The 14,902-nt window shown below is 62.9% G+C and carries 17 protein-coding genes; 8 read left to right on the forward strand and 9 right to left on the reverse strand.

Annotated features, from left to right (window positions below; all coding sequences use genetic code 11):
• Positions 1–158 precede the first annotated feature (158 nt).
• The 5 genes from gntR to NKH73_RS24285 form a co-directional block, all read right to left on the reverse strand.
• Positions 159–1,187 (reverse strand): HTH-type transcriptional regulator GntR, encoded by a 1,029-nt coding sequence (gntR, locus tag NKH73_RS24265; RefSeq protein ID WP_352936907.1) that lies wholly within the window; start codon positions 1,185–1,187, stop codon positions 159–161.
• 246 nt (positions 1,188–1,433) lie between these two features.
• A complete protein-coding gene (locus NKH73_RS24270) occupies positions 1,434–1,757 on the reverse strand; it encodes a hypothetical protein (RefSeq protein ID WP_502893918.1) in 324 nt (107 codons plus the stop codon).
• A gap of 38 nt (positions 1,758–1,795) precedes the next feature.
• Positions 1,796–2,206 (reverse strand): SRPBCC family protein, encoded by a 411-nt coding sequence (locus NKH73_RS24275; RefSeq protein ID WP_352936908.1) that lies wholly within the window; start codon positions 2,204–2,206, stop codon positions 1,796–1,798.
• Complete coding sequence (locus NKH73_RS24280) at positions 2,203–2,526, reverse strand: ArsR/SmtB family transcription factor (protein ID WP_352936909.1); 324 nt, start codon at positions 2,524–2,526, stop codon at positions 2,203–2,205. Before NKH73_RS24280 ends, NKH73_RS24275 begins: the two co-directional genes overlap by 4 nt.
• 255 nt (positions 2,527–2,781) lie before the next feature.
• On the reverse strand, positions 2,782–3,954 hold the full coding sequence (locus NKH73_RS24285) for an MFS transporter (protein ID WP_352936939.1): 1,173 nt from the start codon (positions 3,952–3,954) through the stop codon (positions 2,782–2,784).
• A 238-nt stretch (positions 3,955–4,192) separates the two neighbouring features.
• Here NKH73_RS24285 and NKH73_RS24290 point away from each other — a divergent pair, with 238 nt between their 5' ends.
• A complete protein-coding gene (locus NKH73_RS24290) occupies positions 4,193–4,480 on the forward strand; it encodes a DUF3175 domain-containing protein (RefSeq protein WP_352936910.1) in 288 nt (95 codons plus the stop codon).
• Between the two features lie 97 nt (positions 4,481–4,577).
• On the opposite strand, the gene NKH73_RS24295 is transcribed toward NKH73_RS24290, so the two are convergent.
• A complete protein-coding gene (locus NKH73_RS24295) occupies positions 4,578–5,375 on the reverse strand; it encodes a FadR/GntR family transcriptional regulator (protein ID WP_352936911.1) in 798 nt (265 codons plus the stop codon).
• A gap of 101 nt (positions 5,376–5,476) precedes the next feature.
• On the reverse strand, positions 5,477–6,373 hold the full coding sequence (locus NKH73_RS24300) for an NAD-dependent epimerase/dehydratase family protein (RefSeq protein ID WP_352936912.1): 897 nt from the start codon (positions 6,371–6,373) through the stop codon (positions 5,477–5,479).
• Between the two features lie 147 nt (positions 6,374–6,520).
• Here NKH73_RS24300 and NKH73_RS24305 point away from each other — a divergent pair, with 147 nt between their 5' ends.
• Positions 6,521–7,459 carry an NAD(P)-dependent oxidoreductase gene (locus tag NKH73_RS24305; protein ID WP_352936913.1) on the forward strand — a complete coding sequence of 313 codons (939 nt, stop codon included), beginning with the start codon at positions 6,521–6,523 and terminating at the stop codon, positions 7,457–7,459.
• A gap of 8 nt (positions 7,460–7,467) precedes the next feature.
• Here NKH73_RS24305 and NKH73_RS24310 read toward each other — a convergent pair whose 3' ends face one another.
• Entirely contained in the window at positions 7,468–8,265 is a 798-nt protein-coding gene (locus NKH73_RS24310; protein ID WP_352936914.1) for a FadR/GntR family transcriptional regulator, read from the reverse strand.
• Between the two features lie 134 nt (positions 8,266–8,399).
• Positions 8,400–9,389, reverse strand: coding sequence for a sugar-binding protein (locus tag NKH73_RS24315; RefSeq protein ID WP_352936915.1), 990 nt, complete (start codon positions 9,387–9,389; stop codon positions 8,400–8,402).
• A gap of 426 nt (positions 9,390–9,815) precedes the next feature.
• Here NKH73_RS24315 and NKH73_RS24320 point away from each other — a divergent pair, with 426 nt between their 5' ends.
• The 6 genes from NKH73_RS24320 to NKH73_RS24345 all read left to right on the forward strand — a co-directional run bounded on the left by NKH73_RS24320 (position 9,816) and on the right by NKH73_RS24345 (position 14,857).
• On the forward strand, positions 9,816–10,556 hold the full coding sequence (locus NKH73_RS24320) for an ATP-binding cassette domain-containing protein (protein WP_352936916.1): 741 nt from the start codon (positions 9,816–9,818) through the stop codon (positions 10,554–10,556).
• A 40-nt stretch (positions 10,557–10,596) separates the two neighbouring features.
• On the forward strand, positions 10,597–11,595 hold the full coding sequence (locus tag NKH73_RS24325) for an ABC transporter permease (RefSeq protein WP_352936917.1): 999 nt from the start codon (positions 10,597–10,599) through the stop codon (positions 11,593–11,595).
• Between the two features lie 107 nt (positions 11,596–11,702).
• Positions 11,703–12,470, forward strand: coding sequence for an SDR family oxidoreductase (locus NKH73_RS24330; RefSeq protein ID WP_352936940.1), 768 nt, complete (start codon positions 11,703–11,705; stop codon positions 12,468–12,470).
• A gap of 173 nt (positions 12,471–12,643) precedes the next feature.
• Positions 12,644–13,471: a helix-turn-helix domain-containing protein gene (locus NKH73_RS24335; protein ID WP_352936918.1), complete on the forward strand. Its 828-nt coding sequence runs from the start codon at positions 12,644–12,646 to the stop codon at positions 13,469–13,471.
• Positions 13,472–13,606: 135 nt separating this feature from the next.
• A complete protein-coding gene (locus NKH73_RS24340; RefSeq protein WP_123152047.1) occupies positions 13,607–14,050 on the forward strand; it encodes an SRPBCC family protein in 444 nt (147 codons plus the stop codon).
• 15 nt (positions 14,051–14,065) lie between these two features.
• Complete coding sequence (locus NKH73_RS24345) at positions 14,066–14,857, forward strand: FAD binding domain-containing protein (protein WP_352936919.1); 792 nt, start codon at positions 14,066–14,068, stop codon at positions 14,855–14,857.
• Positions 14,858–14,902 lie beyond the last annotated feature (45 nt).

Below are 14,902 nucleotides of genomic sequence, written 5' to 3' on the forward strand. Positions count from 1 at the left end.
GTAAAAACTATCATATTATACATAATAAACAAGCATGAGCTGTCGCTTATATATAATAAACAGACTTCGGTCTTTGCCGCGAGTTTTGCCCAGAAGCAGATGGTAGCGCTACCATGACGTAGTGTAAAGCGGCATTTCGCAATGCCTGCAAAGTGCCTTCAGCGGGCCGTGCTCTCGCGGCGCTTGAGTTCGAAGCCGAGGTCGACGACCGGCTCTTGCGGCCGCTTGCCTGCAATCGCCGCGAGCGCCATGGCGACCGACCGCCGGCCGATCTCGTAACGAGGCGTCCGGATGCTGGTGACCGACGGAAAGGCCACTTCCATCATGTCGAGATCGTTGAAGCCGGTGATGCCGATCGTCTTCGGCACGGCGATCGAGGCGCGATGGCACTCGAACAGCACGCCGAGCGCGATGTCGTCATTGTTGCAGAAAACCCCGTCGAGCGTCGGCACCTTGGCCAGCGCGTCGCGGAACAATTCGCGCCCGAGCGTCACGCTGGACGGCACCGGCGTGGTGGTGATCAGCCGCGCATCGAACAGACCGGCCGCTTCCATCGCCGCCCGATAGCCGGCCAGGCGCCGCTGCGAACGCGGGTCCATACGCGCGCCGATGAAACCGATGCGGCGATAGCCCATTTCGATCATGTGCTCCGTCGCCGCTCTGCCGCCGTCGAAATGCGAGAAGCCGACCATCATGTCGACCGGATCGGGCCCGGTCTCCATGACCTGCACCACAGGGCAGCCGGCCGTCTCGAGCAGTCTTCGCGAAATAGGCGTCTGGTCGATGCCCGCCACGATCAGCGCCGCCGGGCGCTGCGGGCCGAACACCTGCAGCAGCCGTTCCTCCTCAAGGCCGGAATAATGGGTATTGCCGAGCTGGATGCGGAAGGAACTGTCGGACAGGCTGTCATAGATGCCGCGCAGCACTTCGGCAAAGACGCTGTTGGTGAGCGACGGCACCAGCACGCCAAAGACTTCGGCACGCGCCGATGCAAGCGCCCGGGCATTCGGATCGGGCAGATAGCCGAGCTCATCCACGGCCGCCTGGATCTGGCGGCGCAGATCTTCCGAAACCCGCTCCGGCGCGCGCAGGGCGCGTGAGACGGTGATGGCGCCGACACCTGCTTTGCGCGCGACATCGGCGATGGTCGGACGGCCTCCGCCGCGGCGCGAGCGCGGTTTGGTCACAGCCTTGTCCCGAACGCGGCGCCTGCGCCGAAGCGCGGCCGCGAAATGCTATTCAGCGTCTTTGCCACTGTCGCCATGCCAACCCGTACTTATCAGAGATTATGACTGCCGCCGCACCCGTCTGGCGTCGCGCAGCCTTACCCCATTGTCAAGCGGGCGGGCCAGGATAGCTACCTGAGCTCGGGCGGTGATTCAATTTCAGCTGTAGATGGATTCGCGGGCGTCTTGTCCGTCATGTTCACGCTACTACGCCGTGCGTCGTCCGCTGCGCCACCTGCCGGCATAGGGCAACGCGAATAGGTACAGACCGCTGAGCATGAGCAAGGCAAGCGGGATCAACGGCATCAGGTATACCCAGGAGGCGGGCTCCACACCTACGCCCAAGGTGATGAAGATGGCGGCGACGACCGCCGTAAAAATGATCGATAGCCAGCGGTGGAATTGCCGAATCCAAATATTCCAGTTCACGAGGACCTCCTCTGAAGACGAGCTGAAGCGGATCGGGCGACCCGCTTGGCGGCGGCCTTGTTTGCCATCTTGTCTGATTTTGATGGACGTCTTGCTGGGCATCGCGTTCACCCGCGGATGCCTGTTGGTGCCGGCACGCCTTACTCGATTCGCGCCAGAACCTGCTCCAGGTTCGCAAAGAACCGCTGCCACCCGTATTGGGCCCCCTGGTAGTACTGCTGCTGATCCGGCCGGAAGCCCAACTGCTCCATGCGCAGATGGGTCCCGGTGCTAGTCGGGGTGAGCGTCCATGTGACGACGCTCCTGAGATCCTTGGTGTCCCAGCTGTAGGACAGCGTCTTGTGGGGCTCGACTGCCTGGACCTGGCAGTCGACCGCCCCCCAGTCCGCGCTAAGATTGAAATGGTGACCCTCGTCTGGCTTGAAATCGTTCTTCATCAGCCACTCCTCGATCAGGTGCGATTGCGTAAGCGCGCGCCAGATCTTTTCCGGCGGAAAAGCGACCTCCCGTTCGACAACGACGGAGCGCGTTTCGGTCGCAGTATTGGTCATTGGTCCATCCTTTTGAGCAGATCTTCGAGGTCGTTGAACCGGCTTTGCCAAAAGCCGGTCATTTGGTTTGTCCAGTCGATCAGCGGCGCCAAGGCGCCCAGCTCCGCGCTATAGTGCGTGTTGCGGCCTTCGTGGCGGTCGCGCACCAACCCGGCCTGCTTCAGCATCCCAAGATGCTTTGACACGGCCGGCTGCGAGACCCCGGCCCGAGCCGTCAGGGCCGCGACCGTCTGGTCTCCGTCGCGACACAGCCGCTCGAAGATTGCCCGTCGCGTCGGATCGGCAAGCGTTCTGAAAAGGATTTCGTGGGGCTGCGGCATCGCAATCGATAACTCACTGGCTATTGATCAATCCAATAACCGCCGAGATATGGGTAAGTCAAGCAGGGTGTGGCCGGAACAATCATCCGTGTCGCAGGAGCCACGATCCGTTGCTAAATGACGGCAGATATGCTAGTTATTTAAGCATGGTGATGATTCGCGCCAGCAACCCGCCCTTGAGGCGGGTTTTTTGTACGCGGTGCTAACCGGCTCTGCCGTCGACAGGCACGGCAGGTCTTGGATCCGTACTCCGCTTCAGGCCATTGCGGCGGCGCTGCGCCGTGCCTTCCACAGCAGCAGCACCATGGCCGCTATGTTCAGCAGGTTCCAGGCGATGCCGTTGAGGAACGCCGCGGCATAGGAACCGGTCAGATCGTAGATCCAGCCCGACATCCAGCCGCCGATCGCCATGCCGAAGATCGTCGCCATGATGACGATGCCGACGCGCTGGCCGGCCTCTCTGGCCGGCATGTATTCCCGCACGATGATGGCATAGCAAGGCACGATGCCGCCTTGCGACAGGCCGAAGACCAGCGAGACGATGTAGAGCGACGCAAGCCCGTCGAACGGGACATAGAAAAACAGCGACAGGCATTGCAGCACCGAGCCGATCAGCAGGGTTTTCACGCCGCCGATGCGATCGGCAAGGAAGCCGGATGCCAGCCGGCTGACGACGCCCGCCGCCATCATGATCGACAGCATGTCGGCGCCCCGCGCAACGCCATAGCCGAGGTCTATGCAATAGGCGACGATATGGACCTGAGGCATCGACATCGCCACGCAGCAGCCAAGGCCGGCGACGACGAGCAGCACCTGCAGGGCTGCTGGCGACAGAGATATCGGCTGGACGGGCCGGCTGCCGGGTGAACCGGGAGCGGCGGCGCGTGGTGCGCCGCGCCTGAGCAGCAGGGTCAGCGGCACCATGGTTGCGAGGCAGACGACGCCGATCGCGGCATAGGTGAAACGCCAGCCTTCGCTTTGCATGACATAAGGCATGACCGTAGGCCAGATCGCCCCGGCGAGATAGCTGCCGGCGGCGGCGGCCGACACCGCAACGCCGCGCCGGCGGTTGAACCAGTGCGAGATGTCGGCGATCAACGGCCCGAAGATCGCCGAGGTGCCGACGCCGATCAATAGCCCCTGGACAACAGTGAACTGCAGCACCGAGGTGGTCAGCGACGCCAGCAGGAAACCGGCACCGAGCGCCACCGAGGCCATAAGCGCCGGGATCCAGTAGCCGATGCGGTCGATGGCGCGACCGACCACGACATTGCCGACGGCGAAGCCGACCATGGTCGCGGTGTAGGGCATCGACGCGGCGGCGCGATCGACGCCGAATTCCGCCTGAACGGCGGGCAGCACCACGACCACCGCCCACATGCCGACGCCGCCGATCGTCGACAGCAGCATCGAGATGCCGAGCCGCATCCAGGCATAGGCGCTGTCGATGCCGGGGCTGCTTGCCTGGCTGGAGACGGTTGTGATCAAGGCGTTTCCTGTCCGCGGTTCTGCAGAATCGACCGGTTCGACACCACTAACGGCACATTGGCGGCGCCGTGCAGCGCCACATCACGCAAATCCGTGGCTCCAGGGATTTGAGCTGCAGTGGAACAGCGGCCGCCGTCCCGGAGTTTTCCATCAACGCACCAACGGAAGGAGTTTTATCATGACCGCGAAAAGGAAATGGTCGGCCGAGGTGACCGAGCACAGCGATGCGCTGGACCTCGAGGAACACGTCTTCGAATCCCACGATCCCAAGAAGATCGCGGCCTCGCTCAAGCGATCGGCCGAGCACAGCGACCGGCGCAAGGCCGAGCCCTTCCAGTCCGCCATGTCGATGCTGAATTTCTACATCAACCGTGCCGGCAAGAATCTGCCGACCAAGCAGAAGAAAGTGCTGGAGGACGCCAAGGACGAACTGCGCGCCGCGTTTGGGCGCCCGAAAGAAGGCTAGGGCACGTCGCCCAAAGCATGTCATCGAGCTTGATGTGAGGATGCGCAGCGATTTTGGAACAACGGTATGCATAAAAACACGCGCCGGCGCGCGTTTGTCAGCGCGACTTGATGACGCCGTCGGTGTTGGCCAACAGCTTGCGGACTGCGTTGCGCGCCGCATCCGGCCGCTGCAGTCGGATGCTCTTTTCGATCGCCTCGTGCAGCTTCTGCGCATGCTGCAAATCGTCCAGCTCCCGCGTCGTATAGGCGAACAGATGATCGAAAGCCGATTCGATCAGCACGCCGAGTGGCACCAAAAGATCATTGCCCGACGCGCGCAAGATGGCCAGATGAAAACGCGTGTCGGCGCGGGTGCGCTCCTGCAGCGTTGTCGCCTCCCCCATTTCCCGGCAGGCCTGGCTGATCTCGGCCATCTGCTCGTCTGTACGGCGCATCGCGGCAAAGGCTGTCGCTTCCGGTTCGATGATGTGGCGGAACTCCTGCACCGTTTTCAGGAACACCTCGCGGTCGGGCGATGTCGCGTACCAGGCCAGAACGTCGCGATCGAGCAGGTTCCAGCGCTCCCTCGGCTCGACCCAACTGCCGATCTTCGGACGCGAGGCGAGCAGGCTCTTGGCCATCAGCATCTTGATCGCCTCGCGCACCGCCGAGCGGCTGACGTCGAAGGTCTCCGACCATTTGGCTTCGTTGGGCAGGATGGTTCCCGGCGGATAGTCGCCGCGCACGATCCTGAGGCCGATCTCATTGGCCAGCGACGCATGCACGCTCGATCCAGGCATGCGCGCCGCGTCGGCACGGCGAACGCCGGCCTGGGCATGGCGAACGGTGGTCGGGCGCTCGGCGAGTGCCGCCTTGGCCGGTGTTTTTCCCTTATTCGGCTTGCCGTCCCGCATGTGCTCACAAAGTCCGGATTCCGAAGACTGTCAAGCACGGGAAAAGACCCCGGGTTGGAAACCCGGCCGTCGTGCACAGATCAGCCAGGAACGATGCCCTGTCAGGCCGTCTTGACGTATTTCCGCCAGCTATGCTCCGGACGAAAACCGAGCACGTCCCGCGCCTTGCGGTTGGAAAGCAGCGTCTCGTATTCGCCAAGTTCGCCCTTGACCGGCACGTCAGGATAAAACCGCCTCAAGAGTTCGGCCGTCGGCAGGTCGGACGAAGTGTCGTCATTGGCGGCGTTGAACACCTGATAGCCGAGCCCGTCCTTTTCGATGGCGCGCAACGTGATCTGGCCGAGATCGCGCGCGTCGATGTAGCTCCAGGCGATGCGCTTGCGGAAGCCCGGATCGGCGAACCATTTCGGAAACAGCGAATATTCGTGCGGCTCGATGACGTTGCCGATGCGCAAGGCGTAGATGTCAATGCCGCTGCGCAGCGCGAAGGCGCGCGCGGTCTTCTCGTTGACGATCTTGGACAGCGCATAACTGTCCATCGGATCGACATCGTAGTCTTCGTCGAGCGGGAAATGCGTCGGGTCGCGCGGCTCGTTGGCAAAGACCAAGCCGTAAGTTGTCTCGCTGGAAGCGATCACCACCTTGGGGATGCCGAGCTTCACCGCCGCCTCGATGACATTGTAGGTGCCAAGCGCGTTGATGCGGAACACCTCGTTGTCGGGCGTGATCATGATGCGCGGGATGGCCGCGAAGTGCACCACGGCATCGACCGGCTGCGCGCGCAGCGACGGGTCGAACTCATGCAGGCCCATATAGCTCGACAGCGCGTTGAACACCTGCCCGCTGTCGGTGATGTCGGTGATCAGCGTGCGCACCTTGGGATTGTCGAGCGGCTTGGTATCGATGTTGAGCACCTGGCAGCCTTGCTCGACCAGATACTGCACGACATGACGCCCGGCCTTGCCGCTGCCGCCGGTGAACATGATCCGCTTCGTCATTTTGCTCTCCCTGGAATTCATGTGTATTGTCAGACAATACTGAACTCTGCAATCGCCTACCACCGCCTGCGGCAAAAACCCGCTTCAACTATTCGCCGGCCAAAGCGCAGCACCGTCATCGATACCAGCAACACAGGACGACACGACATGAATACGACTGCCGCGAGCGAAAAGATCGGCTTCATCGGACTTGGTTTGATGGGGCACGGAATTGCTAAGAACATTGTCGACAAGGGCTATTCCCTGACATTTCTCGGCCGCAAAAACCGCGCTCCGGCGGAAGACCTGCTCGGCCGTGGCGCGAAGGAAGCGGCAACCTCACGCGACGTGGCAGTGGCGTCCGATATCGTCTTCATCTGCGTCACCGGCTCGCGCGAGGTCGAAGCCATCATCCGCGGTCCCGGCGGCCTCAAGGAGGGCCTGAAGAAGGGCTCGGTTGTCGTCGATTGTTCGACCTCGGATCCGACTTCGACCGTAGCGCTTGCAGCCGAACTCAAGGCACTCGGCGTCGACTATGTCGATGCCCCGCTCAGCCGCACGCCGAAGGAGGCTTGGGAAGGCACGCTCGATGCCATGGTCGGCGCACCCGACGCGGTCTTTGCCCGGCTGAAGCCGGTGCTCGACACCTGGGCCGGGCGCATCGTCCATATCGGCGACACCGGCGACGGCCACCGCATGAAGCTGCTCAACAATTTCATCTCGCTGGGCTATGCGGCGATCTATTCCGAGGCGCTGGCGCTGGCGCAGAAGGTCGGCATCTCGCCGCCGCGCTTCGACAGCGTCATCCGTAACGGCCGCATGGATTGCGGCTTCTACCAGACCTTCATGCGCTGGACGCTGGAAGGCGACCGCGACGCGCACAAATTCACCATCGCCAACGCCTTCAAGGACCTCACCTATCTCGAATCGATGGCGGGTGCTGCCGGCATCGCCAACCCGCTCGGCAATGCCACAAAGAACGCCTTCGCCGGCGCCTTCGCCACCGGGCCCGCCGATCAATATGTGCCGATGCTGGCGACGTATATCGGCAAGGTCAACGGTGTCGATCTGACGCGGAGCAAGGACGGCAAGCGGCAAGAGGTTTGAGGGTCGCTCTAGCGCCGCGACCGTCCGATAACGTCGTCGGTGTTGGCGAGCAGCTTGTGCACGGCATTCCTTGCTGCAGCCGGCCGCTGGAGGCGGATGTTCTTCTCGATGGCCTCATGCAGCGCCTGCGCCCGAGGCTGGTCACTGGTTTCGCGCGTGACGAAAACGAAGAGGTGGTCGAGCGCCGATTCGATCAGCACGCCGAGCGGTACCAGGAGATCATTGCCCGAGGCTCGCAGGATGGCCAGATGAAAACGGGTATCGGCGCGGGTGCGCTCCGGCAGCGTCACCGCCTCCCCCATCTCCCGGCAGGCCCGGCTGATCTCGGCCATCTGCTCGTCGCTACGCCGGATCGCGGCAAAGGCGCTGGCTTCCGGCTCGATGATGTGGCGGAACTCTTGGACGGTGCGCAGGAACATTTCGCGATCGGGGGCGGTCGCGTACCAGGCGAGCACGTCGCGATCGAGCAGATTCCAGCGCTCCTTCGGCTCGACCCAGCTGCCGATCTTCGGGCGTGAGGCGAGCAGGCTCTTGGCCATCAGCATCTTTATCGCCTCGCGCACGGCCGAGCGGCTGACGTCGAAGGTCTCCGACCATTTGGCCTCGTTGGGCAGGATGGTTCCCGGCGGATAGTCGCCGCGCACGATCCGAAGACCGATCTCGTTGGCCAGCGACGCATGCACGCTCGATCCGGGGATCAGCGCCGCGTCGGCACGGCGAGCGCCGGCCGGACGGGCGGCCCGTGCCTTGATCTTGGCCCGTTCCTTGACCGTGGTAAGTCGCTTTTTCGGTCTTGCGTCCGGCATCCACGTTCCCCGGTGCAGGCTGAGCTCAAGGCGCGGCAAAGCAGGAGCGGCTCGCCCCGGCAATGTCGCCTCGCACGTTTCATGAACCGGCGTGACGGGGCGCCCGTCGATCGGACGCCCCGAAAACTGCGAACCTACTTCTGGATGCAGGTGTCGACCGTATCTTTGGTGCACTCGTCGAGACCGGTGAAGACCGGATCGGCGACGGGCTTGCCTTCGACCAGGTCGATCATCACCGAGGGCGCCTTGTAGCCCATCTCGAACGGCCGTTGGCCGACCAGCGCGGTCACCAGACCTTCCTTGGCAATGGCCACTTCATCACCGATCGTATCGGCGGCGCCGATGACGAACTCGTTCTTGGCGATTTTCTCAGCCATCGGCTTGAACAGGTCGCGATAGGGCTGCGGCGCACCGAACAGCGGCCAGCCGCCCATGATGCCGAAGGCGTCGAGATCGGGATTGGCGGCGAGGATATCGGTCATCGCCTGCACGCCCTTGGCGCCGTCGTCATTGGTGAACACCGGGCAGCCGGCGACCTCGGTCCAGCCGCCCTCGCCAGCGAGCGCCGGGAGATCCTTCTGGCCTGTAAGCGCGTCGCGCATGCCCTGGGCGCGGCGCAGGATGTTGTCGGCCGCCGGATTGCCTTGGATGGTGCAGATCTTGCCGCCATCCGGCTTGCCCTTCTTGATGTACTCGCCGATCTTGTATCCCATCAGGTAGTTGTCGGTGCCGAGATAGGTCTTGCGCAGCCCCGCATCTTCCTTGCTGAGGTCGGCGTCGAGCGTCATGATCGGGATCGACGGATTGGCGCTTTTGATCGTCTGCGCGATCAGCGGCGCGTTGGACGGCGAAATGGCCATCGCCACAGTGTCGGGCTTGCTCAGCATGTCCTGGACGATCTGAGCTTCGCCGGCCTCGTCCGAGGTCGATGCCGGGCCGGTGTAGAAGCACTCATATTCCGAGCTGGCATTTTCCGAGTTCCATTTCTGGCAACCCTGGTTGATGGCCTCGAAGAACGGATTGTCGAGACCCTTCACCACGATGACGAGCTGTTTCTTGGCCAAAGCCGGCCCGGCGCCCAACGCCATGACGGCGGCGGCGGCGAGCAATAGTGATTTCCTCATGTCAGTCCTCCCTTGAAACAGACGGACACGGCGTGCCCGCCACACAGACCAGCGCGGATCAAGCGATGACAGAGGTTCGTTTCGCGAGCGCTCGTGTCGCCAAGCCGGGCCGATAAGCATTTCCTGATGCGGTCGCAGACCAGCGCAATAACGGCGCCCGTCCTCGACCGATAAACCTCCGCCTACTCCGCCCGGCGAACCGGAGAAGGAGATCGGCATAATCTCCTCCGGTGCTTAGCTAATATCGGCTTGCGACTGACGTCAATTGCTATTTGTCCTACAAAACGGATTTTTCGAAAGAAGCCGCTGTTGACGCCAAGTGGGCATGTGCGTAAATGGGCGAAAGCGCTGTTTCCGGGAGGAGCTGGGGAGAGCGAGGCCGCGGACAGAACCGCAGGCCGCAAAGCACGGGGAGGAAGCAGTCTGGTGGCGGTTCTCGAACTCACCAATATCTCGAAACATTTCGGCGCCATCCAGGCTGTCAACGACGTTTCGCTGTCGATCGAGGCCGGACAGGTGGTTGGCCTGATGGGCGACAACGGCGCCGGCAAGTCGACGCTGGTCAAGATGATTGCCGGCAATTTCCCCCCGAGCCACGGCACGATGCAGATGGACGGCAAGGAGCTGATCCTGCACAAGCCGGTGGAGGCGCGCCAGCACGGCATCGAGATCGTCCATCAGGACCTGGCGCTGTGCAACAATCTGACGGCCGCCGCCAATGTTTATCTCGGACGCGAGCTGCGCCGCGGCATCGGCCCGTTTCGCATCCTCGACTACGCCGCGATGTACAAGCGCGCCGGCCAGATCTTTGCCGAGCTGAAATCCGAGACCCGCCCGCGCGACCTGGTCAAGCAGATGTCGGGCGGCCAGCGGCAAGCGGTGGCAATCGCCCGCACCATGCTTTCGCAGGCCAAGATCGTGCTGATGGACGAGCCGACGGCAGCGATCTCGGTCCGGCAAGTGGCCGAGGTGCTGAACCTGATCCGCCATCTGCGCGACCAGGGCATTGCGGTCGTGCTGATCAGTCACCGCATGCCGGACGTCTTTGACGTTGCCGATCGCGTCATCGTCATGCGGCGCGGCCGCAAGGTCGCCGACAAGGTGATCGCGTCGAGTTCGCCCGAGGAAGTCACCGGGCTCATTACCGGCGCCATCGAACAGGTTTGATGTCAGCGGGTTCCACCACGCAAGCAAATAAAGGTCGACGATGGCAGTAACTCTTGACCAGACGATCGCGCAGAAACAGCACACTTTGCTGAGCAGGGTGTTTGCCAGCCAGACCTTCTGGGTGGTGATCGCGGTCATCCTCGCCTGTCTGTTCCTGTCCGTGGCCACGGATTCTTTCGCCACGACCAAGAACCTCTACAACATCACCCGCAACGTCACCTTCGTCGCCATTGTGGCGCTCGGCATGACGTTCGTCATCATCACCGGCGGCATCGACCTGTCGGTCGGCTCGGTGCTTTGCCTGTGCTCGATGGTGCTCGCCGTCACCATGCATGCCGGCTACGGCATCGAGATCGGCATCGCCGCTGCGATCGCGACAGCGCTGATTATCGGCGCCTTCAACGGCATCCTGATCGCCTATCTCGGCTTTCCGCCTTTCGTGGTGACGCTCGGAATGCTGTCGATCGCCCGCAGCCTGGCCATGGTCGCCTCCAACAACACCGTCGTCTTCCAGTTCGGGCCCGATCACGACAAGCTTCTGGCGTTGGGCGGTGGCGCCTGGGTGTTCGGCATCGCCAATCCGGTGCTCTACACCATCCTGCTGGCGCTGATCACCGGCTTCGTCCTGCGCTGGACGAAATTCGGCCGGCACATCTTCGCCATCGGCGGCAACGAGCATGCGGCGACGCTGACCGGCGTTCCAGTGCGCCAGATCAAGGTCGCGGTCTACATGATCTCGGCGCTGGCGGCGGGCGTTGCCGGCATCATCCAGACCGGCTGGCTGGGCGCCGTCACCACCAATCTCGGCAACGGCATGGAGCTTCAGGTTATCGCCGCCACCGTCATCGGCGGCGCCAATTTGGCCGGCGGCATGGGTACGGCCTTTGGCGCCGTCGTCGGCGCAGCGCTGATCGAAGTGATCCGCAACAGTCTCGGCCTGCTCGGCATCAATGCGTTCTGGCAAGGTACCTTTATTGGCGGCGCTATTCTGATGGCGGTCCTGTTCGACCGGCTACGCAATTTCAGGCGCAACGAATAGACCATGATCCCGAACCGAAGGTCCGCGCCAGCGAAAACCTGGAAGCCGGTTTTTGCTGCGCTGACCTTCGGTTCGGATAAGATCATGATCAAGCAAAAGACAACATGATGACGAAATCGCTGTTCAGCCTCGACGGGCGGCTGGTGCTGATCACCGGTTCCGGCCAAGGCATCGGCTTTGCCCTGGCGCGCGGCTTTGCCGAACATGGCGCGAGCGTGGTGCTGAACGGCCGCGATCCGGACAAGGTCGCTGGTGCGGTGGCAAGGCTGGTCGACGCCGGCTTCAAGGCGCATGCCTCGATCTTCGACGTGACCGATTTTCATGCGGTCGATGAGGATATTGCCCGGATCGAGGCCGAGATCGGCGCCATCGACATCCTCGTCAACAATGCCGGTGTGCAGTTCCGCGCCCCGCTCGAGGATTTTCCCGAGGAGCAGTGGGAGCGCCTGTTCAAGACCAATGTCTCGGGCGCTTTCCACGCTGGTAAGGCGGTTGCCCGGCACATGATCCCGCGCGGCAAGGGCAAGATCATCAACATCGGCTCGGTGCAGAGCGAACTCGCCAGAACCGGCATTGCCCCCTACACCGCGACCAAGGGCGCGATCAGGAACCTGACCCGGGGCATGTGCGCCGACTGGGCGAAACACGGCCTGCAGATCAATGCGATAGCACCCGGCTATTTCCGCACCGAGATGAACCAGGCGCTGGTCGACAATGCGGAATTCTCCGCCTGGCTGGAAAAGCGCACGCCGGCCGGGCGCTGGGGCAATGTCGACGAGTTGATCGGCGCCGCCGTCTTCCTGGCCTCCGACGCCTCCTCCTTCGTCAATGGCCACACGCTTTATGTCGACGGCGGCCTGACCGCGTCGGTGTAGCCATACCAGCCTGGAAACATTCACCTTCTTCCTATCGCTCAGTCTGAAAATCGGCCGGCGCGGTCCATGGCGGGCGCCAGGCGTGCGCATGTGCCTTGACGCGGACATGAAGCGCGCCGCACTATCCCCATTGCAGGCGAAGGGAGGCCAGTCGTCTGCGGGAGGATATACCCATGACGGAAGCGATCAGGCTCTACTGGGGCCGGTTCGGACATGTTTCTGTCCTGAACGTCGCCAGCGACTTCGTCACCCATGCCCATGTCGAGGCGCATATCATCATCTGGCTGGAAGGCACGGCCGGCGAGATGACCATCGGCCGCGAGACGGTGCGGCTTGGGCCCGGCACCGCCGCCGGCATCAATTCCTTCCAGCCGCACAGCCACGCTCTGTCTCGCGACGGCCGGCCCGGCCTGTTCCTCGCCTTCTACATCGATCCGGATTGGGCGCGACGGCGCCGCGATCTGCCGTCCGCTGCGCCACTGTTCTCGACGCCGGCGATCGTGCTGGAGCCATGGCTGCACAAGGCGGCGGCCAACCTTCTCGACCATCTCAGCGACAATGAGAGCATCGACGACATCGCCAATTACGAGATAGAGCGTTTTATCGACAGCGTGCTCGACGCTGCCGACACCTCGGCCCCGCCGGTGACGCGCGCCCGCGTCAATACCATGCAAGACTTCCGCGTCCGCAAGGCGATCCAGCTGATGAAGGCCAATGTCTGCGAGCGCATCTGCTTCGACGACGTTGCGCGCAGCGTCGGCCTGTCGCGGCCGCATTTCTTCGCGCTGTTCAAGGAACAGACCAATCTGACGCCCAACGTCTACTGGAACACGCTGCGCATGGAGGAAGCGGTGCGGCAGTTGCAATGGTCGCAGGAGCCGCTGATCTCTGTCGCCTGCAATCTAGGCTTCACCACGCAAGGCAATTTCTCGCGCTTCTTCCGCGACCATGTCGGCGTTCCGCCGACACTCTATCGCGAGGCGGCGCGGGCCATTTCCTGAACCATTTCAGACTGCCCGAGCCGCTCGGCGGGGCGTTTTTCAGACTATTTGATAGGCGTTCAAGACGCATTGATAAGCGCCGCCGGGCTCGCCGCCCTACCCTCGCGAGATAGATATTCGCAAGGAAACGATCATATGGCGAAAGTCACCATCTCCAGCGTCATCGACGCACCGGTCGAAAAGGTCTGGGCGCGCATTCGCGACTTCAACGGACTGCCGAGCTGGCATCCGCGTATGGTCGAAAGTCATATCGAGGACGGCAAGGACGCCGGCACGATCGGCTGCGTGCGCAATTTCGAACTCGCCAGCGGAGCCCGCATCCGCGAAAAGCTGCTCGACTTCTCCGACGACAATTTCCTCGTCAGCTACTCCATCCTGGAGACGCCGCAGCCGCTCACCAACCACAAGGCGACGCTGCAGTTGCGGCGGGTGACTGACGGCGACCGCACCTATGCCGAATGGACCGCCAGCTTCGACGCCGCTCCGGAAGAGGCCGACAAATTGGCCGAGGGCATGGGCGCCAACGTCTTCCAGGGCGGTTTCAACGCTTTGAAAAGTCATTTCGCTGGCCAAAGCTGAGCCAAGGGAGGTACCATGGCGCTTGCACTGCAGACTTTTTCGACGGTGAAGGACGCGAACGCGGCGCTGAAAGCCGCCGGCACCCGCTATCTCGGCGGCGGCACGCTGGTCATGCGCGCCGTCAATGAAGGCGATGTCTCGGTCTCCAGCCTTATCAGGTCGACCGAACCGGTGCTGTCGGCCATCACCGTTTCCGGCACCGAGGTCCGCATCGGCGCTTCGGTGACCATGGCGGCGATCGCCCATCACCCGGATCTCACTCCGCTGGCCAGCGCGGCGCGCGCCGTCGGCGGCCCGGCGATCCGAAACATGGCGACCGTCGGCGGCAATCTTTTCGCCCCGGCGCCCTATGGCGATTTCACCGTCGCTCTGCTGGCGTTGGATGCAATTGTCAGCACCGATAACGGCGAGATGCCGATCGAAACCTTCCTGGCAAAGCGTGAAGGCAACCACGCCATCGCCACGGCAGTTGGATTTACGCTTCCGGCGGAAGGCTTTCGCTTCCTGAAAGTGTCGCGGGTCAAGCCGAAAGGCGTCTCGGTGCTTAGCATCGCGGCCGTGCTGGAACAGGCGCCGGACGGCACTGTATCGTCGGCGCGGATTGCGCTTGGCTGCATGGCCGTCCGTCCGATGCGTGCCAAGGCGGCAGAAAAGACGCTGCTCGGCAGGAAACTTACCAGCGAAGGCATTGCGCCAGCACTGGCCGTCGCAAGCGATGGCACCTCGCCCGTCACCGATCCGATCGCCAGTGCCTGGTATCGCAACGAAGTCCTGCCGGTCCATCTCGGCCGGCTTTTGCTCGCCTGAAATACCCATCGGGGGAGCGCGCTTGCCCTACGAGCAGGCGCGCAA

Source organism: Mesorhizobium sp. M0938, from assembly GCF_040319125.1.
GTDB lineage: Bacteria > Pseudomonadota > Alphaproteobacteria > Rhizobiales > Rhizobiaceae > Mesorhizobium > Mesorhizobium robiniae.

Excerpts from the sequence above, each read along its gene's own strand:
- NKH73_RS24270 (WP_502893918.1), bottom strand. The coding sequence starts at position 1,757 with ATGCCCAGCAAGACGTCCATCAAAATCAGACAAGATGGCAAACAAGGC.
- NKH73_RS24275 (WP_352936908.1), bottom strand. The coding sequence starts at position 2,206 with ATGACCAATACTGCGACCGAAACGCGCTCCGTCGTTGTCGAACGGGAG.
- NKH73_RS24280 (WP_352936909.1), bottom strand. The coding sequence starts at position 2,526 with ATGCCGCAGCCCCACGAAATCCTTTTCAGAACGCTTGCCGATCCGACG.
- NKH73_RS24285 (WP_352936939.1), bottom strand. The coding sequence starts at position 3,954 with ATGCGGCTCGGCATCTCGATGCTGCTGTCGACGATCGGCGGCGTCGGC.
- NKH73_RS24290 (WP_352936910.1), top strand. The coding sequence starts at position 4,193 with ATGACCGCGAAAAGGAAATGGTCGGCCGAGGTGACCGAGCACAGCGAT.
- NKH73_RS24295 (WP_352936911.1), bottom strand. The coding sequence starts at position 5,375 with ATGCGGGACGGCAAGCCGAATAAGGGAAAAACACCGGCCAAGGCGGCA.
- NKH73_RS24300 (WP_352936912.1), bottom strand. The coding sequence starts at position 6,373 with ATGACGAAGCGGATCATGTTCACCGGCGGCAGCGGCAAGGCCGGGCGT.
- NKH73_RS24305 (WP_352936913.1), top strand. The coding sequence starts at position 6,521 with ATGAATACGACTGCCGCGAGCGAAAAGATCGGCTTCATCGGACTTGGT.
- NKH73_RS24310 (WP_352936914.1), bottom strand. The coding sequence starts at position 8,265 with ATGCCGGACGCAAGACCGAAAAAGCGACTTACCACGGTCAAGGAACGG.
- NKH73_RS24315 (WP_352936915.1), bottom strand. The coding sequence starts at position 9,389 with ATGAGGAAATCACTATTGCTCGCCGCCGCCGCCGTCATGGCGTTGGGC.
- NKH73_RS24325 (WP_352936917.1), top strand. The coding sequence starts at position 10,597 with ATGGCAGTAACTCTTGACCAGACGATCGCGCAGAAACAGCACACTTTG.
- NKH73_RS24330 (WP_352936940.1), top strand. The coding sequence starts at position 11,703 with ATGACGAAATCGCTGTTCAGCCTCGACGGGCGGCTGGTGCTGATCACC.
- NKH73_RS24335 (WP_352936918.1), top strand. The coding sequence starts at position 12,644 with ATGACGGAAGCGATCAGGCTCTACTGGGGCCGGTTCGGACATGTTTCT.
- NKH73_RS24340 (WP_123152047.1), top strand. The coding sequence starts at position 13,607 with ATGGCGAAAGTCACCATCTCCAGCGTCATCGACGCACCGGTCGAAAAG.
- NKH73_RS24345 (WP_352936919.1), top strand. The coding sequence starts at position 14,066 with ATGGCGCTTGCACTGCAGACTTTTTCGACGGTGAAGGACGCGAACGCG.